The sequence below is a fragment of the Paraburkholderia graminis C4D1M genome (genome assembly GCF_000172415.1).
Lineage (GTDB): Bacteria > Pseudomonadota > Gammaproteobacteria > Burkholderiales > Burkholderiaceae > Paraburkholderia > Paraburkholderia graminis.
Genome location: NZ_ABLD01000051.1, coordinates 1 through 22882 on the forward strand (window position 1 = coordinate 1; position 22882 = coordinate 22882).

Consider the following 22882-nt stretch of genomic DNA (forward strand, 5'->3'; position numbering starts at 1 on the left):
GCGGCTCGCGCGTCGAAGCTCCGCTGCTCGAGCAGCTGATTGCTCACGCGCCTCCAAACGAACCCGGCATTATTGGCCGGGAAGCGCGCGGGGATCTCAAACGCCTTTCCAAGTTCCGTCTACTGGGCGGCGTTAGGGATCTGGGGGATGCGGCGCTCGCGTGTTTCGCTGCAGCAGTACTTCGCTCTTGCAGACCGTCGACACGCGCAACGTCGCACTCTGCGCAAGCGCGACGATCATGAAAGCCACGATGGAGATCAGACCGGCCGCCCATGGGACGAAAAGCTCGTGGCATTGCGCCCTGAAGGCTTTCCGCTAACGGCGAGCCTGCAGCTCACGCGGGATGAAGCCGCATTCCTGCTCGACCGCTGGACGCTGAAGCATCGTGATTCGCTCCTCACCCGGCTCGCGCATGATCTCGCGAAAGGCGCGGCGGTATCCGATGCAGCGCAGATCTGGATGCATCCGGACGGGGAGCAGTTCCCCTCGGCGATCCGGTCGCTGATCGCCGATGCCCATCGCCTGAGCGTTCTAATCCGCGGCGCGGCACTTCTCTACAACCTGGAGCTTGCCAGGCTCGCACCGCGGCGCGAGAACATCATTGACGAACGTGCGCCGGAACTCGCGGCATGGGCGGAGGAGGAGTTGCCTCTTTGCGCCGGTTGGGATCTCGATTCGTTCTGGGGGCGCGTGGTAGGCAAGGGTCACACAATTACCAAACCCACGCAGGATTTTGTGCGCAACTGGCTCTTCCTAGCACTGCGCGAACACAAGGGGGTGGCCGAATCGAGCGATTGCCGCCAGCTCATCCGGTCCCGCGAATCAAGCATCAAGATCGGTGGCAATCGCTCGCGCTTTGAGAACACGGCCGCGCGCGCGCAATGGAGCGGCAAGGCAGGGCTCGTACCTCTCAACTATCGCTGGCCTGTGGCGCGTGATTTCCTTCGCGAATGGCACGACGGCTGGATTGCCGCATGATCAATCCAGACCAACGCAGCCTACTCACCGATGCGCTTACGCCGCCCGATCGCTATCGCTATGAATGCGGCGTCGCGACGACCTATTCGCTCGACCTGATCACGCTGCTGACCTTGCCTCTACATCTCGCGCGCCGTGATACCGAGGATACGTCGCCTGACCGGCATGATCCGTTGCCGGTACTGGATGCGCTCAGACGCATGGGCGACCGGTTGACGGTCGTGTGCCAGCGCGGACGTCTGCAGGTTCCGCGCAAATCGAACGCGCTGCTGGGACTGCTCGAGGACATGGTCCATGAAACCCAGGCACCCCATGAAGGCGTCTTCCACCCGAAGGTGTGGCTGTTGCGCTTTGTACCGGACGAGCCGGACGAGAAAGCACCGACGCTCCTGCGCCTGCTCGTTCTCACCCGGAATCTCACCGACGACCGTTCCTGGGATCTCTCGTTGTGGCTGGAGGGCGAACGCGGCAAAAAGCCCGTCGGCCCCAGCAGGCCGCTTGCCGCTTTCATTGAATGGCTGAGCCGGACGGGCAAAGAAACGATGAGCGTCGCACGGCGCGAACAGATCGAGCGGCTTGCCGTCGATGCCCGGCATACCCAATGGACAGCGCCTGGCAAGTTCATTGAAGTGCGCTTTCATCCGCTCGGCATCGGCGCAAAGGCGACGCAATGGTTCCCAGAGCCCGCGAGCGGCATGCCGTGGGACGAGCTCGGCGTGATCGCGCCATTTGTGTCGGCGGACGCGCTGGACGCGCTCTCCTTGCGTGCCAGAGAGTCGCTCTTTCTGGTTTCACGTGCCGAGGAGCTCGACCGGTGCGCTTCGCACGGGAGTTTTTCGGACGTGCGGGTCTTGAGCGACCACGCGACAAGCGGTGACACGGAAGACGATGCTGTGCATCGTCAACGTGGCTTGCATGCGAAGGTCTATATCGGCAGGCGGGCTTGGGACACACATCTGTTTGTCGGATCGGCCAACGCGACGGGCGCCGCGCTCGCGGGAGGCCGCAACGTCGAGTTTGTGGTCGAACTGGTGGGCCGGACAAGCAAGGTCGGTGGACCGTCCGACTGGCTCGGCGGCGACGGCATCGGACCGTTGCTGGAGCCCTATGTCCGCTCGGTGCCTGTTGACGAACAGGCCATCAAAGACGAACGCGCACTGGAGCATCTGCGCGACGAACTCGCCCGTGCACCCTTGGCACTCTATTGCGAAGAAGCAGACCAGTGCTGGCGTGTTGTACTTCGGGGCATCGACGGCGTTAACTGGAACGGCGCGGCGGCTCGCGCATGCCTCGTGTCAACAGACGAAGCGCTCGCCGTCCCGGTTAATCCGCGACCCGCGAACGTCACGCAGGATTCGCTGCAACAAGGTGTTGCTCTTGGTGAATTCGCCCCTCAGTACATCACGTCCTTCACAGGGTTCTCGCTCGCGCGGGGCGACGCCGCGTTGAGTTTCGCCCTAAAACTGCCACTTTTCGGTGGACCGGAGGAGCGGGATCTGGAAATCCTTCGCGCGGCAATCCGCAATCGTGACGGACTAGTCCGTTATCTGATGCTGCTGCTTGGCGACTGGGCGGGTGACGATGGCAACGGGCCGGGCGACGGGGCGTCGCCCGGCGATGAACGACGACCCTCATTCGACGATGTGCCGCTCTTCGAAATGCTTGCCCGAGCCTATGCGCGTGAACCGGAACGCCTCGTGCAGATCCGCGATCTCGTGGAACGTCTGCGACGTCCCGACTCCAACGAGGGCGACAGGGAGCCCATCCTTACGGCCGACCTGATGGAACTCTGGTCGGTCTTCGAATCGGCGCTGGCAGAAGGGGAAAACAGATGACGCGCAATATTTCTGCCAGCATGGTCCTCAAAGGACTCAAAGACTTCCAGCGGGACACCGTCGAATACGTGTTCAGGCGCATGTTCGACGACGCTCAGCCCGCCACGCGCTTTCTCGTCGCGGACGAGGTGGGCCTGGGTAAGACGATGATTGCGAAAGGCGTGCTCGCGAAGACCATCGATCGCTACGCGCAGACGGATGAGCGCATCGACATTGTCTACGTCTGCTCGAACGCCGAGATCGCGACGCAGAACATCAAGCGCCTCCTGTTGCCAGGTCAGTCAGCGATGTCGAAGGCTAACCGGCTAACACTGCTGCCTCTTTACACCCGGGATCTCGAGCGGAATGCGGTGAACGTTATCGGCTTCACGCCTAGCACAGCGCTACCGTCGAACAACGGAGCGGGGCGGCGCACCGGGCGCAAGGAGGAGCGCCACCTGATCTATCAGATGCTGCGTGGGCTGCCCGGTCTGTCGGAGCGTGGCCTGTGCCGCGCGCTGAAAGCGACTGCTGGCGACGATTGGGAAGTCGAGGCAAGAGAACCGCTTGAGTATGACCGGGGCATCGAGAAGGCCTACCGGCAAGCGCTCAGGGGCGATCGGACGCTTTACCGTGAACTGCGCGACATCGCAGATATTCACCATGATGGACGCAGGACCGTGAGCGATGAGGACAGGGAGCGCCGGGCGGCCCTCACAGGCGAACTGCGTACGCTTCTCGCGCGAACGTGTCTCGTCGCGCTCAAGCCCGCGCTAGTGATTCTCGATGAATTCCAGCGCTTCAATGATCTGTTCGACGATCCCGCGGAGACCGAGAATCCTGCCGCTGAACTCGCGCATCAGTTGTTTAACTACGAAGCGCGCACGCGCGTGCTGCTGCTATCCGCGACGCCGTACAAGATGTACGCCCGCAACGAGGAGAGCGAAGATCATTACGACGACTTCCTGCATACGCTGAAATTTCTCTATCCGGGCGAGCAGGCGAAAGTCGATGCGCTGAAAGACGACATCAGCGCCATGCGCACGGGCCTGCTTGGCGCTCGTGGAATCGGGGATTTCGCGGCGCTTGAACCAGTCAAGGAGCGGATCGAGCGTACCCTGCGGCATGTCATGTGCCGGACGGAGCGAGTCGAGGCCACGCGGCGCGCGGACTCGATGGTCCGCGAAAGCCTGCTTGTACCGTCTCTGCACCCAGGCGATCTGGCTGATTTTCGCGCGCTGGAGTCGATCGCGCGGGCCATCAAGGAGCCGGAGACGATCGAGTACTGGAAATCAAGCCCCTATCTGCTCAATTTCATGCATGGCTACAAGTTCAAGGAGACCGTGCGTGAGCAGATTGCACGCACGGCTTCCCCGGTTCATGCAGCGTTTGCGCAACGTGGACTCGCGCTGCTGAGTCAGAATGATCTCGACAGCTACCGCGAGATCGACCCCGGCAATGCGCGGCTTCGCGCACTGATCGGGCGCATCGATGCGGACGGCCTCTGGAAGTTGCTGTGGATGCCGCCGTCACTGAACTACTGGCGGGCGGCCGGCGAGTACGCCGACGTCGGTCCGGTCAGCAAACAACTCGTATTCTCGGCCTGGAACGTCGTGCCCGACGCGCTCGCCGCGCTGCTGTCCTACGAAGCGGAGCGACGGCTGACCCGGAATTCGAAGCGCACCGTGACATACGCTAGCATGCCCGATCGTTTTGCGCAGCAGCTGCGCTTCTCGATCAGACGCGGTAGCGGGCCGTCCGGCATGTCCGCGCTCCTTCTCGCGTTTCCTTCACAAGCGTTGGCGCGGATGGTCAACCCCGTTGCGCTGCACGCCGCCGCGGGCGCGGACGTAATGCCAGGTTATTCGGAGCTACGCGAGCGGGCAATGGCCATCATCGGACCTGCGATCGAACCGCTCATCGATCGGAGCGTGAAGGAGGGTCCGTTCGACCGCCGCTGGTACTGGCTTGTGCTCGCCCGCCTCGAGGCAGGCGTTCATCCAGCGGCACGCGAATGGTGCGCTCTTCACTGGGCTGAGGCGCGCAGGGTGCGTGGCAATGAAGAGGAGGATACTGAAAGTGCGTTCGATGCACACGTCAGACTGTGGCTGAACGCATGGGACGGCAAATCCGAAGACCTGGGTCGCGTGCCCGATGATCTCGTGACCGTTCTTGCAAGCGTCGCGCTCTGCGCACCGGCTACCTGCGCGCTTCGGACCCTGCAGCACGTTTGGCCGCACGACATGGCGCCCAGGGCCATGCTGGACGCGGCGGCACGCATCGCGGAAGGTCTGCGCAGCCAGTTCAACTCGTCGCGCGCGGTCGCCATACTCAAGACTGTCGAGGACGAGGATTCGTACTGGCAGAGCGTATTGCAATATGCCGCTGACGGCAATCTGCAGGCACTGCTTGACGAGTACGCGCACATACTCTTCGAGTCGACCGGGCTCGCTGATCGCACTGCGGAGGCCGGCTGTGAGATGCTCGCCGATGCGATGTATGAAGCCATGTCCCTGCGCAGCGCACCGTTGCAGCCTGATGAAGTGGGGTTCAGGAACGACCTGCTGGACATCAAGCCATTTGAAACGCGAATACGCACCCACTTTGCTTTGCGCTTCGGTAACCAGCAGGGGGAAGACGGCGCGCTTGCACGCAGGAAGGTCGTGCAGGCAGCGTTTAATTCGCCGTTCTGGCCGTTCGTGCTGGCGTCGACGTCCGTCGGTCAGGAAGGGCTCGATTTCCACAACTGGTGTCATTCCGTCGTGCACTGGAACCTGCCCTCCAATCCCGTCGATATGGAGCAGCGTGAAGGGCGTGTGCATCGCTATAAGGGTTATGCGGTGCGCAAGAACGTCGCTCGCAAGCATGGACCGGCAGCATTGCGGAACACGCGCGGCGATCTCTGGAATACCCTGTTCGATCTCGCCGTCCAGGAACGTGAGCCCGGCACCAACGATCTGATCCCCTACTGGATCTACGAAGATGATGACGGTGCATATATCGAGCGAACAGTGCTGACGCTACCGCTCAGCCGGGACGAGGCCCGCTACCGGCAGCTGAAACGCAGTCTCGCGCTGTACCGTCTGGTGTTCGCGCAACCACGGCAGGAGGACCTTCTATCCTGCCTTGAGCAGAACCTGAGCGGGGAAGATGCAGCGGCTTCCGTCGGGCGCTGGCGCATTTCGCTTGGCCCACGCCGCGCTGACGGCGAGGGTGGCGGTGACGGCGTTGACGGATCGTTGAAAGGCGACCGGGCTACATGATTTCCCGACGCCACGTCGAAACGCCTGGGTTAGCCGGGCGCTGTCTCGCCCGGTGTCGTCCCGTGTGCTGAATGAACGCCGTGCACGGCAGCGGTTGTCGAATTCAAGATCCGCTGAATAATGCCGATAAACCGCTTGCGTGCAGGAAGCGTTTCCTGCGCGATTGAATCCGGGCCGAAGACAGATCGAGAATATGCCGCTTACCATTCATACGTTGAGTAACCGCGCTCCCTTCCAGTATGAAGGCTCCCTGGCGACGGGCTTTCACTTCTGGATAGGAGCCGATGGAACGCACGACTTTGTCGCTTCCGAACTGCTTGAGCGGCTGATCGGGCATTTCCGTGCTCAGGCGAGAGCAGTCGCCGTCGGTGCGTCCCGCGACAATCCGCCGGCCGGTTCGATCGGCGCATGGTGGATCGAGAACCGGCCCGGCCGGCAGCTCGCGTCGTATGTTGCCGCTGTCCTCGTTGAAGAACGGCTTGCGATCATGGCAGGCGACCGGCTCGCCTTCCCGGCGCCGACTCGCTGAAACCCGTAACAGCCAACTTCGCGCGCGGCCGACAGGACGCACATCGGGCCGCGCGCTCACCGGGAACACGGCAGTGCTGCTCCGCAGTCAGAAAAAAGGTGACGCCTCCTCAACATGACCGCAGAAGACTCTACAGGGTCGAAGCATGGTAGTGCTTCATCTAACATACAGTTCGGCGTCTGGCTCCCATTGCAGTGCTACGAGCTGAAGATCCGGCACAAACTGCTCGCACAGCTCGGGCGCATTTCGCATTTCGTTATCCTTTGCCAGAGCCGAAGCGACACGAATCCTGCTGAACTGTCAGCCATCACGTCTCTCGGTCGCGCGCAACTCGAGCCCGTGCTTGAACGTCTTCGTGGGCTGCGAATTCTGGATGATTCGGGGCTGACGCGTTCTGGCCGCCAGTACGCGCATATACTCGCGACACTTCACGAGCAGAAGGCGCGACTCTGGATGGACACGCAGCACGACCAGGCGCCCGCACTGTTGCATGGTACCCACCCGTCTGTCACAACGATTCCCCCGGATGAGCTCGTTGCGAAAGGTCGACGCCAGCAGGACGGGCGTACGCCAAGGGGGCGCCGGTTCGATCTCGAACGCCAGCTCGCCCGCATGAGGCATTACGATTTCCAGTGCGCGTGGCTGCCTTTTCTGTTTCCGTCGTTCGCAGACCTTGCTCAGCAACCGGACGAAGGCTGGTGGCGCGAGTGGGAGATGGAACTGACACACTGCAGCGACGCCTTTACGGAACATGCAAGCGGTGCCGCCAGCGATGCCGTCGACGGCATGCACGGACCGGACGCCGGGCTGCGCGGCGTGGAACTGACGCTGTCCACCGGGACCGAAGCGCAGTGCTCCCAGCCCGCACTGGAACTGGACAATGCGGTTATGGAGTTGCGCACGCGATACGCAGTTCCCGATGGTTTGCCCACAATCCTCGCGCCCATCGTCCCCGATGAGTGTGTGCTCTACTACGACTTCCTTGACGAATCCGTGCTGCAGGCGCAGCCACCCGTCGGCGACGGCACCGGTTATACGCTCGTCTTTCCCGACGAAACGCTGCACGAGGACGTCGCGGTGAGCGCACTGTTCGCGGCGCAACGGCCACCCGGCTCGAAGGAACTCGACATGCTCAATCGCATGCACGTGTTCACGCCGCGGTGGCGCAGGCGCGCATTTCCGTGGACGGCCGTCTATTCCGCGCTCGCCACGTTGGGTGACGTCTGGATACCTCAGAATCATGAGAACAGTTGAGATCTTCAGGCAGATGGGCGACGAGGTGCTCGACGACCCACGCGTGCTTCGCTACGGGATGATCCTTGCGAAAGGCGGTGTCAGGGGCCTACGAGGTCTGGACCCGGTTGCGGTATGGATCGACGCCGCTATCGCCGTGTTCGACGCCTGCGGCAGCTACATGCGGTATCTCACGCAGAAAGAGCTGAACAGGCAGCTCGAGATAGCCAATGAAGAGTTGCGCGAGACAGCGAACGGCTATCTGCGCATGCTCGAACTGGATCGCGAGACGATCCGCCTCGACCACGAGCACCGGGAGGCGGCACTTGCGAGAAGTCTGGAACGGCATGCACGGGAACGCGCGCAGATCCTTGAAGCGATCAAACGCGAGGTCGAACTTGTTTTCCGCGTTCATCGCATGGTTTGCGAGGCACGCCTGCATGGCTACACGCAGGAACTGGACGATCTGCAGTCGAGCCTCGATACGCTGGTCGGATCGAGCCTCGCCTGTCTGAACGAGAACATCCGATAAGCAGTACCTATCCCTGAGAGGACGACATGGTCAAGTCTGTGAAACCCCCCATCAACACTCGGCGCATGCCCACGGTCAATAAGTCAGGCGGTCTTCTGTCGAAGGTTGAGCCTACGCACGTCATTCAGGCCGTCGATTCGGCCACAGGCATGTTCAAGAGCATCGCGGACTACGGCGCGGAAAGCCAGCGCACCGAACGGGCGCGGATCGAAGCCGAGACCAAACGCCTCGAAATCAAGGCCGACGTGCTAAAGCATGGAATCGACTTCGAAGAAAAAAAACAGATACTGGAGAACGAACGGAAGCGCGACGAGGATGGGCACATCCGCGATCTGCGCCGGATCGACAATCGCCACGATCTCGCCATGAAAAACGAGAGCGAGCGATCGCGGCTTCTGGACATGCTGGAACGAGGGGAAATCACGGCGGAGGAGTGTCGCACGCTGCTGGATTCACGCGATTTCACCAGCCATACTGACACGGACAATCACTGACCCATGTGGCCGCTCATCGGACTCGCCGTCTTCGTCGCGGCGAAGGTTGTCAAGTGGATCTTCAACTCGATGTCCGAGGAGGAGGCCGAACGCAGTGAGACGCTGCGGGAAGAAGCGGAAACCATCTACCAGGAGTATGAAGAGGCCTGCAGGACGAAGCAGGCGGACCTCAAACGGTGGACGACGGAGAAGGCCGGTCACTGGCGCAGAAAACTGCTGCAGGCCCTCAGTGATAACCGCGACAAGATCGCGCCGATCCGCGAAGGCCTGGACAGTCTGTACGAGGTGGTTCGCATAGAGATTGGCGCGGACACCACGAGTCCATTCCGGCGCCTGGCGTTGCAATACGCGTTTTGCCGAATTGAAGATGCAAAGCTCAGGCTGGACGCGTACGCCGCGTATCTCGACCATGCGGAAGCCCAGATCGCACGTGTGACCGACGGGGCAGCCGTGCTCAAGCTACGGCCGACCGAGCCATTGCTGCCGGATGAGTGGCTTTACCGCGGCAAGCTGGTGGTCGTTAGCCTTGACGAAATCAGAAAGCCGCTGCCGCGGTTCGGGCACCGGCTGCTGTTTGGACGTCATGAGAGCAGGCAACTCGCGCTCGCTGTGCCATTCGGCGACGAGATTCCCGTGATGATCACCGGTGCACACAAACATCAGGAAGGCGCATTCTACGGATGTGTCGCGCGTGGTGCCCTTTATTATGAGCACATCATTCCGGGCGAGCCGGTCGCGATGAACGTCACCCATGCGAATCGCATGGAGGTGTCGGGCACCGCATTCGACGAGTTTGTAAAAATCTCGGTGCCCGTCACGAAACTCACGCACAAACATATGCTGCCGCTTCCCGGGCAAGCGCTGTTCGTCTATCCCGATGCATTCAATATCACGCTGGACAGCAACCCGCTCGTACCGGAGTCGAAGCGACGCGCGATCGGTGCATCGCAACTGCCTCCGCCCGAACTGGGCGCGTCCTATCAGCATCCGCTTTTTGTCCGTGTGCCGGAGAAACTGCTCGACGCAGTATCCGACAGCCAGTTTTTCAGCCCCCTCACGCAGTGGAACCTGATGGTTAGCGACCCGGAGAGCAACCAGTACGTGCTTGGCAAGTCGCATGTGCGTCTCGTCGCGACGTTCGGCGAGCGTGTTACGGGATTGCAGGTCGAACAGGTGATCCAGACGGAACACATGCAGATCGGTCACCAGCTTCCTTTTTCGGTTACGCTTGTCACCGACGCGATCGATATCCGCGCGTTGCACTGGCAGCCGGCCATCGATACGTTCCGGCAATACGCCACGCAGATCGCACTGAACGACGGGCATGATGCCGCGCGACGCGCGCAGTCCGTCTTCATGCGCCGGTGGCAGAGCGTGCTGGATTATCAGCGAGAGGCCGAGAGCGTACGTGCCGTGACGTTCGACACGACACCCATTGCGATCGACGACCGGCTTTCGACGCTCCATGTCAGTGCAGCACAGATGCGAGAAGAAACACTTGATGCATCGGCGTTCGATTACCTGCGTCAGGTCGACAAGGACAGCATGCTCCGCCGGGAGCATTGCCTGCGCATCGAACGATGGGACAGTGAGCGCCTTTCGTATATTCCGGCGGTGCCGGAGCGCCATCGGGGATCGCTCGAATACGAACTGACCGACGAGGGAACGCTTGCGATGCGCGGACAGTTCCCGCGCGAATGGCAGGAGTCTGAGGGGCGCTACCGCTTTCGCGTGCAGTTGCCAGCGACGGCGCTCAGGCGCCAGCAGCGTGCGCTCGACGATTTCATTCATGATCGTCTGGTGCAGCCAGCGCTGAAAGATATCCTGCTGTCCCCACAATCGTATCTGCCCGTGGATGACCCGTTTTGGACAGGGCGCGAAATCCACTGGCAAGGAAAGCTCTCGCCGTCGCAGCGGGAAGCAGTCAGCATGGCGCTAAAGGCAAAGCACGTTGCGCTGATCCAGGGGCCGCCCGGTACGGGCAAGACGACGGCCATCGTGGAGATGCTGTATCAACTTTTCACGGCGAACCCGAATTGCCGGGTGTTGCTGGTTTCGCAGCAGAACACCGCCGTGGACAATGCCCTCGAACGCTTCATCCAGCGTTTTCCGGACCTCGTGCAGACAGCGGTGCAGGTCATTCGCATTGGCAACCCCGACAAGGTAAGCGCCAGCCTAAAGCGTTACCAGTTCGACGAACGGTACGCACAGTTCGTCGAACGGCTGTCGCAGGATGCGCGCAGGAAGGTGCTGGAAACGGGCAGCGACAGGCACGACATCGCGTGCCAGTGGTCGACCGTGATCGACTACGTGATGAACACGCCGGACAATCTCCTCGACAGGCCGACGCTTGAAGAGCTCAGCACGTTATTGCTTGCCGACAAGAATCTGGTGGGCGCGACGTGCGTGGGCCTGTCCACCCCGAAGGGCGGAGTGGATCATCTCGTGTTCGATGTGGCCATCATCGATGAGGCCGGCCGCGCGACGGTGCCGGAACTTCTGATTCCGCTGCTTCGCTGTCGCAAGGCGATCCTGATCGGTGACCATTACCAGTTGCCACCGTGCGTCTCACCGCTGCTGCGCGAGGATTCGGCTCGCGACGTGTTACCGTTTCTGCGCGAGGCATTCCTTGAGACGAGCTTTTTCGAACTACTTTTCGAACAGTTGCCTACCGGGTCCAAGGCGATCCTGAAGGAACAGTACCGCATGGCGCCTGAGATCGGCGATCTGGTGGGAGAGCTTTTTTACACGCGCAAGAAGGCCCGCACCCTGTTCAATGGCGTGCCCGCAGGCGATTGGGAACGCTCGGCGCTGATGACGCACAGCCTGAACTGGATGCATGTGAAGGGGCGCCAGACGCGACCCGCGAAAAGCAGGAGCCTCTGCAACCTTGCCGAAGCGGACGCCATTGTGCATTTCCTGGCGAGTGTGGCTGAGTTCGCGGAACCGCACACTGAGGTCGCCGTCATTACCCCGTACGCAGCGCAAAAGAAGCTCGTTCTGGACAGGCTGAATGCCTACTGCACGACTCATCCGGAACGGGTTGGCGTGCTGGGACGCTTGGCGATCAAGGTTGACACCGTCGACGCGTTCCAAGGTAGCGAAGCGGATCTCGTCTGCTATTCGACGGTGCGCACACAGGGCGCCTTGCAATTCCTGCTGGACCGCAAGCGTCTGAACGTCGCCTGTTCGCGCGCCAGGCATCATCTGGTGTTTTTCGGCGATGCCGGTTTCCTCGAAAACGCCCGCGCGGGCGGAGCAGGGGAGAACTACTTTGCGACGATACTTAAGCGTGCGCACCGGCTGAACTCCCAGGTGCCGGTGCAGCGTGACGCGCCAGGAAAGCGACGCGATCGCCAGCGCGTGCCCGCATGAGGACTTCGCGCACGCCGGCCCCGTCACATGGTGCAGTGGATGCGGGGTTGGCGTGCGCCCCGGCAACGGCCGCAGTCCCTGTTTGCCGCCGCAGGCGTTGCGCATCAGTGAACGTACGCCTAGCACAGGGAAGTGGGGGGGGGCAGCGTCAACGTTACTGCCTGGGTGCATTCGGTCGCAAAGACACCGGTGGGGGTGGCATGAAGTCAATGTCCATCGTGTCACCTGTCGAAATTCGCACACCCGCCGCGTACAATCTCCGGCTGACATAAGGCAGCCTCGCAAAGAGCGGGCCCTCGCGCAAAATGATGTGCGCGACGCGATGCTGTGCGTGTGCCCCGCGGCCCCGCGCTTCGGGCGGCCCTTCGCCGACCTTGCAGGCTGTTTTATATATGGACTTTTCCTGGAGACAGCGGATGGCAGGTGTAACCCCTGCGCTGCGAGCGCCATCGCGCGTAGCCGGGAAACGGCTCTGCTTTCGCCTTCACTGCTCCTGACTGGTTTTTATCCCATGTCGCTTCCCGATATTGACTTCAAGAAAATCCGCGTTCATCGAACCAGCCAGGCCGACGCATTCGAGGAGCTATGCTGCCAGTTGGCGGGCGATGAACCGCTGACGGATCGCATCCGCTTCGACAAGAAGGGACGGGGAGGAGACGGCGGCATCGAGTGCTTTGCCACTCACGCCGACGGCTCAGAAACCGGATGGCAGGTGAAGTTCTACTGGGAGATTGACAGTCTGCTCAGCTCGCTCGACGGATCACTAACGAAAGCGCTTGTAAAGCATCCTGACATGCACCGGTTCATCGCCTGCTTCCCGTTCGATCTGGCGGATTCTCGCCGCGCTGACGTGACGACGGCATTCGCAAAATGGACTAAGTGGCGTGAGCGGCGGATCAGCGAGGCCGCCGCAGCCGGCAGGACGGTCGCGATCGATCGCTGGGACGCGCACGAGATCAAACAGAGGCTGACAGACAGCAATACGAGATCGGCGGGGCGGATAGCCTTCTGGTTCGACCAGGAGTTGTTGACCGCCGACTGGTTCCGGAAAGCCTTCGAACGAACAGCGGATACCTTGGGGGATCGCTACAGTCCGCAAACCCACATCGACATACCGGTGCGGCAGTCGATCCTCGCAACGGTGCGCGACCCCGTGATCTTCAAAGCGCTGAAACCGCTCGCTGCGCGAATAAGGCATAGCCTACAACAGACGCCAGACAGCGCGAACAACGCTGCGCGCACCGCCGCGCTGGGCGTTGCGACCGAATTGGACACACTCGCCGATGAGCAGCCGGATTCATTTCCGCTGCTGGAACTGCGCGGCAGGATCGATGCTGCTGCCGATCTGGCGACCGCGTGGCATGGCGAACTCCGGGACCAGCGGCAAGGTCGTGAGCGTAGCCCGGAGCTGATCGCCGTTTCCAATCTGATGAACGCGTTGCGCGCCTGCGCTCGCAATGTCCGCGCGGATCACTGGACGCATCTTGACACGCGGGCGCTTCTCGTGTCCGGTGATGCCGGAAGCGGCAAGTCACACCTGCTAGCTGACGCCTGTGCACACCAGATCGAGAACGGTCGACCGGCAATGATGGTGCTCGGTGGCAAGCTGCCGGATGCAGAGCCGTGGGGTGAGATCCTGCGGGATCTCGATCTGCCGCGCCACCTTCAGGTGGGACAGTTCCTTGGTGCACTCAATGCCGCCGGGGAGGCAGCAGACGTTCGCGCGCTCGTCGTGATCGACGCACTCAATGAGAAGAACGGGCAGTTGATCTGGCCGGAGCGCCTCGCTGGCCTCCTGAACGACGTCAGGCAGTTCCCTTGGATAACCGTCGTGCTGTCATGCCGGACGACGTATCTGGATGTCGTGATCCCAGACACACTGGATCCATCGAAGTTGCCGCGAATCGAACATGAAGGCTTCGATGACGAGGATGTAATGCGCTATCTGCATCGGCGCGGCATCAGCGTACCCGAGGCTCCCCGTCAGCTCGACGAACTGCACAACCCGCTTTTCCTCCGGCTGGCCTGCGATGCCCTGAATTCCGAAGGCGAAGTATTAATGACGGAGAGCCTGAGCGGGATTTCCGAAGCGTTCCGGCTCTTTACCTCGGCCGTCACACGACGTATTGAAGCGACAACGAAGGTATCGCCGCACCGCAAGCTGGTTTCGAAAGCGATCGAGGCATTGACGACGGAGATGTCCAGGACAGGGCGTGGGGAGGTCGGTTTCGAGCGCGCTGACGAGCTCGTGCGCTCGATCTACGATGGCAATGAGATCGCGAGTGACATGCTGTTCCAGCTGGAAAGCGAAGGGCTTCTCGCAGTGGAGCAGGACTCGTTTTCCAGCGTCGAATCCAGGGAGGTTGTCCGTTTCACGTTCGAGCGAATGGGTGATCATGCGATTGCCGCCAGTCTCCTGAATGGCAGCATGACGTCCGAGGGAGCGGGTGCTGTGTGCGCTCCCGGGACACCACTTCACCAGGCGCTGGCTGATCGGCATTCCCGGATCGTTCCGGGGCTTCTGGAGGCACTCGCGATCCAGTTGCCCGAGCGGCTGGATCTGGAGCTTCCGGATCTGGCCGACATACCGTCACGGTCATGGGTGGACGAAGCATTCGTTCAGAGCCTCCTCGCCCGCCGACCGACGGCCTTCCGCGACAGGACCTGGCAGCTCGTGGCTGAAATGGGCGACGAACGCCTCCGGTTCGACACGCTGATCGCATTGTCAGCAGAGCCGGAGCATCCGTTCAATGTGCGTGTGCTCGATAGCGAGCTCCGGTGCCTTGCAATGCCGCAGCGGGATGCCCAGTGGTCTGTCCATCTCGCTGATTCAGACCGTGCAACGACTCTGGTCGACTGGGTGTGGAACGCCGATCAGAAACGCGTCACGTTCGCCCGCGCGGAACTGGCCGCCATACAGCTGACCTGGTTCCTCACGACCAGCTTCCGTCCCCTTCGAGACAGAGCGACGAAGGCGCTTGTCGCACTGCTTGCCGGTCGTCCAAGGCTCGCAATCAGCCTGTGGAGCGGGTTCAAGAATGTTGACGACGGGTATCTGACCGAGCGCCTGATCGCCGCTCTCTACGGGGCGGCCATGCAGGGCGTCTGGGAGGATCACGATCTGTCGGCCGTCGCCATGACCCTCTACCGTGATCTTTTTGCGAACCGTACGCCCCCGGCGAATTCGCTGCTGCGCGATCATGCCCTCGGACTGATTGCATATGCCATGCACCGCGGCGTGACGAGTAGCGCAATTGATCCCGAAAAGCTCAACGGTCCCTTCCTCAGCCCCTGGCCGATCGAGCACGTACCCGATGAAACGATCGCGGGCTACACGCGCCAACACGGTGACAACGGAAGATTCCCCGACGAAATCGTCAACTCGTGCCAGGATGGTGATTTTGGCCGCTACGTGCTCGACTACGCGGTGCAGGACTGGAGTCCGGCTCTGGCCGGAACCTCGCCGCTGCCGAACGCGCTGGATCTGCGAAACACGTGGTTCGAGGAGTTCAAGGTCACGGCGACCCCAGACATGATTGCGGCGCATGACCGGCTCGTTGACACCCTCGCCAGTGAGAATCCCCGCAACACCGCCGTAGTGGGGGAGGCTCGCGGCCGGGTCAGGGCAGCGAAGGCGGTCTTCCGGGCGGCTGTCGGCCCGGATATGTTCGAAGAATGGCGGGAGCGGGCCGAGTACTGGCGAGCCGAAGGCATATACCAGAGCTATGCGAGCCAATCGGGTCCGGTTGGGTTCAATCTCGCGTGGGCGCGGCGCTGGGTCGTGAAGCGGGCACATGATCTGGGCTGGTCGGAGGAACTGCATGGCGCGTTCGACCGGCAGATCCGTGGCGATCGGAACGAGCACTCCCTCGAACGAATCGGCAAGAAATATCAGTGGCTGGCGCTTTATGAACTGGTCGCACGGATGAGCGACAATCTCGAACGTCTCCCGGATCGCGACACGGACCCGCTTCGGTTGCGCAACCTCGATCCCTCGTTGCTGGTCGATCACGTAGCCGCAGATGACTGGGAGGAAGTTCCGGCGAAGCCGTTTTGGATCGGCGCAGCACCCGAACTTGCTGCCCGTACGCCCGCTGAGGCGATAACATGGCTGCACTCGTCCGAGGACATCCTTGACGGAGTTGAGAACGTTGCTGTCAGGTGCGAAGACGACGATCGTCACTGGCTGGTACTCACAGGATTCAAGACCTGGCGCACGCCGACGCAGGGCATGCATTGCGAGGCGTGGCGGCGTGTAGCATGCGTGGTCGTGCGAGCGGTAGACCGCGACACGACCCTGGAGTTGATGTCGGCCGGTCAGATGACAGGCCCGCACGACGTACCCACCGCCGCGGGAGGGGGTTACCGCGTTCACCTCGGTGAGTTTCCGTGGCGGTCCCTCGCGGAAGAGCGGGACGACTGGATCCTCGACTGGCGTCCTGTCAACCGATCCGGGCGACGCGGGAACAGACTCGCTATCCGGCCAACTACGACAGAGTACAACGCCGAGGCGGACGGTTACGACGGCTCGGTCAGCGATCATATCAACCTGCACCTACCGGCACGGTGGTTAATGGATGGGCTGGGCCTGCATCTCACCGACGGTCGTTCGATCATGTATCAGGATGCTCAGGGGGTCACCCGTTTCATGGATCCGTCCGTCTCGACGGTGGGCGAGAGCGCCGCACTGGTTGACCGGGACGCCTTCCTCAGATTGCTTGAGCGTGAAGGTCTCGTCGCTATCTGGACCGTTGCGGGAGAAAAAAATGCGTACGGTGATTCAGCGGGCGACGGCTTCGGGGGGCGGCTGACCTTTACGCGGCTGTTCTATTCTGACGGAAGTGGGCTTCGTGGTCGAGACAGGCTCGAAACGTTCGACGCCCCTTCGGCACGCCAGCGCGCCGCCTTCCTGGGTGAGTCGGCGGACGCGGGTCAGGCGGATGATGAGCCCAGTGACGTCACGGTTTCGCATTCGCTGGGCCACGGCAACCACTGACAGTCGGGTCGGAGCGCGTTGGGGCATCCCGACTTTTGCACACCGCAGGTGCACTCGGCAGTGAGTCCGCGGGCCAGATGCAGCGGTAATCACGCACGGCGCGCAATACCGATTGAACCCATTGGCGACGCAACACAGCGTCACTGGAACTTTGGGCATTTGCCAGCTTGCGTGTGGCTTAGCATTACCTATCGGCAGGCGCTCTGCGAGCGCGCCAGAAATCGTAGAGCTTCCCGATTTCTGAGATCATTGTTCGTTGAATTCATTACTGCCGCCGTTTAGCGAAAGCGCTATCGGCTGTTCCGGTAGCTGCGCCCACGAGTTGGGGAAGGGCAGCAAAAACACGATGAGGCCTTCCTCGAGGCTCTCCTGAGCACATTCAGGCCGCAGTATATCGAACGACCACGGGCAATAAATGGATATCCACGACGTCTACAAGCCATTCAGAAATCAATTGCGGCGTCTCGCCCTTCGGGGATCGCTCGAGCGCGTCTGGTGGCTTCAACACCGTGCCGATTCCGGTGGACAGATCATATTGCCCGGCGCCGGGGGCCGGCGCTACGAGATCCACGTTTGGGAACTCCATCTGCTGTCCCGCGAAATTTTGCTGCATGCTGGCGGAAGTGAGGATCTCTTGTCCACTGTCAACGGTGTCCTAACGCTTATAAATCATATTCGCCGTATCGACGAAGCAATCTCGGAACGCACGATCGACTCTGGCGATAGCGCAATGGATTCACTTCACCCGTTGGTGCACCTACAGGTTCGTTGCCAGCATCCCAATCACGGCGCTGCAATCTTTCGTGCCTATCACATCTACGGTGCGCCGGATGTCGCTCCAATGGTTGAACAGGCTGTCGGGCTGCCAGTGCCAGCCATCTTCACTCTCGCGCTGATTCTGGGAGGGGCTGCGATACGAGCACCCTATACAAGTCCGGTTCAAGACTATTCAGCATTTGGAGTCTCCGGTGAAATGCGCGACACATTTTTCCAGCGTATTGCTAGCACGCCGGCGGGCATTCGTGCCGAGTTACGCGCTATTCAGCGCTTCGACGAGGCATGGCAGTACACCTGGAATGCGCTGGAGAAGTTTCCGCTGGTTCATGTCGATGTCGACGGAACTAGGGGGCTGTGCTGTCCACTGCCGGATTTTCTTTTCCGGCGAGTCACGGAAGGTCTCTTTTACGATGTAGTCGGCAGCGACCCACGCTTCGGGGACCGTTACGGCAGGGCATTCCAAGATTACGTTGGCAAGGTGCTTGGGGAAGTGTTTAACAATGAGCGGTTCACGCTTGAGTCCGAGCGTACCTACAGCGTACGAAAGCAACCGCGACACGGGGTTGATTGGATCGTCAGCGACGGGACAGGCAACCTTTTCCTCGAATGCAAGGCGCGTCGGATGGCGCAACCTGCCAAGGAGGTAGTGGATTCTCATGCCCTTGAGGCATCGATCGACGACCTCGCCCGTGCCGTCGTACAGCATTACCGGAACATCCATGACGCGGTTCAGGGCCTGTCGGCCTGGATGCCGAACGGCCTTCCCATTTATCCGCTTGTCGTCACATATGAAGACTGGTATCTCTTTACGCCGAGGGTAATCGAGCGGCTCAATGTCGCGGTAAAACGGCACCTGTCAGACAGAGGCCTGAGTTCCAATCTACCTGAGACGATGCCCTTTCTGGTTACGTCGATTGCGGAATTTGAAAAGGCTGGCCAGGCGATTGCGAAGATCGGCATAAAGCGCTTCTGCACGGCACGAGGCCTCGACGAACATCGCCATTTCAAGCTGAGTGGGTTCGCCGAGGTCGCGTTTCCTGAAGAAGCGATTAAGTACAGCCCCCTTCTGCAGGCCACATGGCGCTCCATGTTTAGCCACGTTCCGGAGGTGCTGTCGCAGCTGGTGTCCGTCGGCATCTAGGGTTCGTGAGAGGACTAACATTGACCGCTTCTGCAATAGCGAGCAACGTAACGGGCAGAACTGCCGCATAGCAAATATTGTGAATACGCGATCTATGTGGAAGCTTTGTGAAAATTGAAGGAAAACCTGGCTGCACTTACTTCAGCTGCGATGCACTGCAATGGAAGGCGGGCCTTGGTAAAGGACACACTTTCCCGGCCAATCGTCGCGAGTAACTCGCAGATTTTTCACGAAACAGACTACGGAATACCAACTCATGAAGCTGAATCAAAAGTTTGTGGAGCGCTTTTCCGAACTACAAGACATGTTCTCCGCGATCCGGTTTGAACTCTCAGGCTATGGCTATAACTACGATCCTAGTGGTGTCTGGCGAAAGTGGACAACTAGCGCGGCTAATCTGCTTCGCGCAGCCTGCGGTGAGACATCATCACACTATGCAAATTTCACGAAGGTGTATTTAGCCGCCGAAGGCAAGGAAGGTGAACTCAAGGAACTGTATGCAGTTTTCCTAGCCGCGAAAGAAGACTACGAAGGCGGTTTCATTTTCGACGTTGAATTGAGGGTTTCGGGCGAAGTCTTTGGCGACTTTGTCGGTTTGGCGCGCCACTCGCTAATGGAAGGACACAAGGACGTCGCTGCCGTTTTAGCCAGCGCGGCGCTAGAGGATGCACTCAAACGGTTTGCGATGGTCCGAGGCCTCGACGTCGAGGGCAAAGACATGCAGAACGTCATCAATGCATTGAAGGGAGCCGGTCTGGTAGCAGGAGCCCAGAAAACGCTGCTCGATGTAATGCCAAAGCTCCGAAACGCGGCCCTACATGCCAACTGGGATAAGCTCGGCGAAGCCGAAGTGGGCAGCATCGTAGGCTTCGTCGAACATTTCCTACTGACAAACTTCAGCCAGTAACAGCCGCCGATGCAGGGGGCGTCGATCTGGCGCGATGGGCAGGCCCCGTAGGTGGAATATGATTCAGTAGGTTTCGCGTATGTAGGGTGGTTCTCTAGGGTAAGCAACGACTCCTTGCAGCCTCTTCAAGCGCGTTGCTGACCACACCGGGGTCGATGAAACGCAGGTACTCCTCCCGTATCCAACCGACCGGTCCTCGCCTTTATGTTAGCGCCGTGCCGAGTTCAATGTACCGGGCCGCTCGCCGGGGCGCGAAGGGCGCCGCGTGCGCAAGGTGGCCGCCCGTGGTGGCGCGTTGTGAACGGCGTTGGAACAGTCAAAGAAAACTTGCTCAGTTCACGTTTTTGCTCGGATGGACTATACGCGGAGCAAAAACGCGAATGCCACGGCAACGCGGCGCAGGCTACCGCGCGCAGTGCTTCGGACCAAATCTATGAACTTCGAATCAGCCAGAACGACCGCTTAGCAAATTTGTAAATCTACGATTCACGGGTGCAAATTTTTGAACCTCGCAGGAAAACCTTTCCGCGTTCACATGTTAGCTCCCAAGCACTAAAGGTGCGGCCTTGCCGTTACGCGCGAGAAGCCGTTGCACAGCTTGATGGGGAAGTATGTCAACTAACTGCGTGGTGTCGGTATGTTCTGGCCAACTATAACCCCTTCAACGGTTCAGTAGCGAAACACTGAATGCTCACGTTTTTGCTCCGAAGCACTCTAACTTCGGAGACAAAGTGTGCGCTGGGCGCGTGTGAATTGGAAGCCTGCGTAAAAGTGTGTGCTCAGCGTGCAACCGCATTCAAAGTGTGTAGTCGGCGTGTAAACCCATCGAGAGCACATAGATTGTCTCTGCCGCACTGTGAAGCGGCTGGTGTGGCATTGGGGGGGAAACGCGACATTTCAATTTAGCTGGCACATGCGATTTGTTGATAATTTATATTATGTCAACTTACGCACTGACCGAGCACACCGTGATAGTTGGATGCCAGAGTATCCATTGGCCACCATACAACAGCGGCTTTAGCGGCGTTACCAAGCACAACGCCATCAACGCCAGAGACGCCAAAAGTTCGCCGAGAAACATGCGCCAAAATATTCCCCCCCGTTTTTCTGTCCCCGATTTCTAGTGACAACTTTTCCTATTCCGCGAACACTTCCTGCAAGGTACGCAGGGTGTCCAACATCGTGTTATCGGCAATCGCGCCTTCCTTCTTTACCAGTCGTACCTTGTCTACCGCGCGAATCTGATCCAGCAAAATCAACCCCTGTTTCCGTTTGAACGTCACAGGTATGCGAAACGGCGCAGGGCGCCCTTTCGAAGTCATCGGTGCAACGATGACCGTTCGCAGATGGTCGTGCATCTCAGGCGGCGATACCACTACACAGGGCCGCGTTTTTTGAATCTCGCTACCTAGCGTCGGATCGAGCCCAACGAGCCAGACTTCGCCGCGCACTACCATGCAAGCTCCGCATCGTCGGCGTTGCCAAACTCACCCATCACCAGCGCGTCGTCACCGCTCTCAGCAAGCGCCTTGCTCGCCTCAGCCCAGCCTTCGCGAGCCTTATGGCGGGGGCGACGCAGCACGATCGCGTCGTTTTCGACTTCCATTTCCACTTCGTTCTCCAATCCCAACTGCGCAAGGACGGGCTTTGGAATCAGTACGCCCTGCGAATTACCCATCTTGCGAATCGTCGTTTTCATAAGCTCACCGTAATTACAATGTTATGCCATCGAGCGGATCGCGGCAACACAATGTTATTACGTTGGCCGCTGCTTGTCACTCAGCCCTAAAGTCCTTCACCGCGGTCCCTCAACGTAGGTAGGGAACCGTTAGAGCGAACCTTCGCGGTCAGCTTTTTTTCGCCCGAGGGAAGAAGGAGCGACGCCGGCGCCCACCCCGGCTTGCCGACGCGCCGGAGGGCGGCACCTTGCCGGTCGCTGCGGCCTGACGCTGCTATATACCTTACAGATAACAGTATCCACTTGGCCCAGTGCCCTTGGACGCAGCCCGTCCGATGGGACCAGATGGCGAGCGGATCTCCGCACAGCCCGCACAGAAGAAATGAAAATGAGCTTGGATGAACTGAAACAACTGCGAATCGTCGTCGGCGAAATTGCCGATGCAGAGCAAGGTAACTCGCGGCGGTATCAAATCCGACGACGGGCAACACTGGATGGACGCCACGCCCCTGCAAGCGGCAATGCGTTGCTACGAAGAGTCGGACGTGCTGAAGTAGGACGTCCGGAGCCGGTCGGTGACACGCGTGGGCACGATGGCCTGGAAGCACTCCCGCTTGGGCCACCCGAGCAGCCGGCGATTGTAGCTGCGCTTCTGATCGCCCTCTTGTCGTCCACAACGCGCAGGCAGTCACCCGGTGGTGAGGAAGGGCGAACTCGGCCCCTCCCCGTTAAGCGCTGCTCGTCGCCATGCAGTGCGGTGATGCAAAACGCGCCGAACACTTTCTCAGTTGTCGGTGAGCATCGTCTGCCGGCCGGCATGGCGGCGGCCCATCCGCCAGTTACTGCCACGCCCGGACGCTGCCCGATCATCGAAACCGTCGGCGACGAACAATCTCTGCCAGGCCTTCTGGCGCCCCTGAACCCCGGGCAATCCGTCGCGGCCGCCCTGCTCCGCCGCCGTCCATCTTGCGCCCGTTGTTGAAGATCGCTAATTCTGCTAGCGTGGCATACACGAATACGATGCCGGTCAGCACCGCCCGATCGGGTGTCGGTTTGCGGCCCGCAAACTGGCGATTGCGTGGTGCTCGCGCAGGTAGCAGTGGCTCGATCAGCGACCACAATCTGTTGAAGTTCGCAAATTCCACTAATGATGTCCGTTGGGGTG

13 protein-coding genes and 1 pseudogene are annotated in these 22882 nt (G+C 60.4%); 10 read left to right on the top strand and 4 right to left on the bottom strand.

Annotated features, from left to right (window positions below; translation table 11 throughout):
- Positions 1 to 39: 39 nt before the first annotated feature.
- Genes BGRAMDRAFT_RS32425 through BGRAMDRAFT_RS32435 form a run of 3 tightly spaced genes read left to right on the top strand, consistent with a single transcriptional unit; the run spans position 40 to position 6055 of the window.
- Positions 40 to 978 carry a DUF6361 family protein gene (locus BGRAMDRAFT_RS32425; RefSeq protein WP_157140702.1) on the top strand — a complete coding sequence of 313 codons (939 nt, stop codon included), beginning with the start codon at positions 40 to 42 and terminating at the stop codon, positions 976 to 978.
- Positions 975 to 2813, top strand: coding sequence for a phospholipase D family protein (locus BGRAMDRAFT_RS32430; RefSeq protein ID WP_006053160.1), 1839 nt, complete (start codon positions 975 to 977; stop codon positions 2811 to 2813). Before BGRAMDRAFT_RS32425 ends, BGRAMDRAFT_RS32430 begins: the two co-directional genes overlap by 4 nt.
- Complete coding sequence (locus tag BGRAMDRAFT_RS32435; protein ID WP_006053161.1) at positions 2810 to 6055, top strand: helicase-related protein; 3246 nt, start codon at positions 2810 to 2812, stop codon at positions 6053 to 6055. Before BGRAMDRAFT_RS32430 ends, BGRAMDRAFT_RS32435 begins: the two co-directional genes overlap by 4 nt.
- Before the next feature lie 103 nt (positions 6056 to 6158).
- Here the strand turns inward: BGRAMDRAFT_RS32435 and BGRAMDRAFT_RS35790 are convergent, their stop codons facing one another.
- Positions 6159 to 6653: a hypothetical protein gene (locus BGRAMDRAFT_RS35790; RefSeq protein WP_232292404.1), complete on the bottom strand. Its 495-nt coding sequence runs from the start codon at positions 6651 to 6653 to the stop codon at positions 6159 to 6161.
- A 45-nt stretch (positions 6654 to 6698) separates the two neighbouring features.
- Here BGRAMDRAFT_RS35790 and BGRAMDRAFT_RS34825 point away from each other — a divergent pair, with 45 nt between their 5' ends.
- The 7 genes from BGRAMDRAFT_RS34825 to BGRAMDRAFT_RS32480 all read left to right on the top strand — a co-directional run bounded on the left by BGRAMDRAFT_RS34825 (position 6699) and on the right by BGRAMDRAFT_RS32480 (position 20039).
- Complete coding sequence (locus BGRAMDRAFT_RS34825) at positions 6699 to 7838, top strand: hypothetical protein (RefSeq protein WP_006053163.1); 1140 nt, start codon at positions 6699 to 6701, stop codon at positions 7836 to 7838.
- 13 nt (positions 7839 to 7851) lie between these two features.
- Positions 7852 to 8349, top strand: coding sequence for a hypothetical protein (locus BGRAMDRAFT_RS32455; RefSeq protein WP_006053164.1), 498 nt, complete (start codon positions 7852 to 7854; stop codon positions 8347 to 8349).
- A gap of 26 nt (positions 8350 to 8375) precedes the next feature.
- Positions 8376 to 8843 carry a hypothetical protein gene (locus tag BGRAMDRAFT_RS32460; protein WP_006053165.1) on the top strand — a complete coding sequence of 156 codons (468 nt, stop codon included), beginning with the start codon at positions 8376 to 8378 and terminating at the stop codon, positions 8841 to 8843.
- 3 nt (positions 8844 to 8846) lie between these two features.
- Positions 8847 to 12218 carry a DEAD/DEAH box helicase gene (locus BGRAMDRAFT_RS33360; RefSeq protein ID WP_006053166.1) on the top strand — a complete coding sequence of 1124 codons (3372 nt, stop codon included), beginning with the start codon at positions 8847 to 8849 and terminating at the stop codon, positions 12216 to 12218.
- 511 nt (positions 12219 to 12729) lie between these two features.
- Positions 12730 to 17214 carry an NACHT domain-containing protein gene (locus BGRAMDRAFT_RS32470; RefSeq protein ID WP_006053167.1) on the top strand — a complete coding sequence of 1495 codons (4485 nt, stop codon included), beginning with the start codon at positions 12730 to 12732 and terminating at the stop codon, positions 17212 to 17214.
- Positions 17215 to 17629: 415 nt separating this feature from the next.
- Complete coding sequence (locus BGRAMDRAFT_RS35150) at positions 17630 to 19132, top strand: hypothetical protein (protein ID WP_063825224.1); 1503 nt, start codon at positions 17630 to 17632, stop codon at positions 19130 to 19132.
- Between the two features lie 256 nt (positions 19133 to 19388).
- The gene (locus BGRAMDRAFT_RS32480) at positions 19389 to 20039 is read left to right on the top strand and encodes a DUF4145 domain-containing protein (RefSeq protein ID WP_006053171.1); all 651 of its coding nucleotides are present in this window, start codon (positions 19389 to 19391) and stop codon (positions 20037 to 20039) included.
- 1136 nt (positions 20040 to 21175) lie between these two features.
- Here BGRAMDRAFT_RS32480 and BGRAMDRAFT_RS32485 read toward each other — a convergent pair.
- From BGRAMDRAFT_RS32485 to BGRAMDRAFT_RS35155, 3 genes and pseudogenes are all read right to left on the bottom strand, one after another.
- On the bottom strand, positions 21176 to 21496 hold the full coding sequence (locus tag BGRAMDRAFT_RS32485; protein ID WP_006053173.1) for a type II toxin-antitoxin system PemK/MazF family toxin: 321 nt from the start codon (positions 21494 to 21496) through the stop codon (positions 21176 to 21178).
- On the bottom strand, positions 21490 to 21738 hold the full coding sequence (locus BGRAMDRAFT_RS32490) for an AbrB/MazE/SpoVT family DNA-binding domain-containing protein (protein WP_006053174.1): 249 nt from the start codon (positions 21736 to 21738) through the stop codon (positions 21490 to 21492). The genes BGRAMDRAFT_RS32485 and BGRAMDRAFT_RS32490 overlap by 7 nt, the downstream gene beginning before the upstream one ends.
- A gap of 845 nt (positions 21739 to 22583) precedes the next feature.
- Positions 22584 to 22882, bottom strand: a pseudogene (locus BGRAMDRAFT_RS35155) (hypothetical protein); the annotation flags it as partial.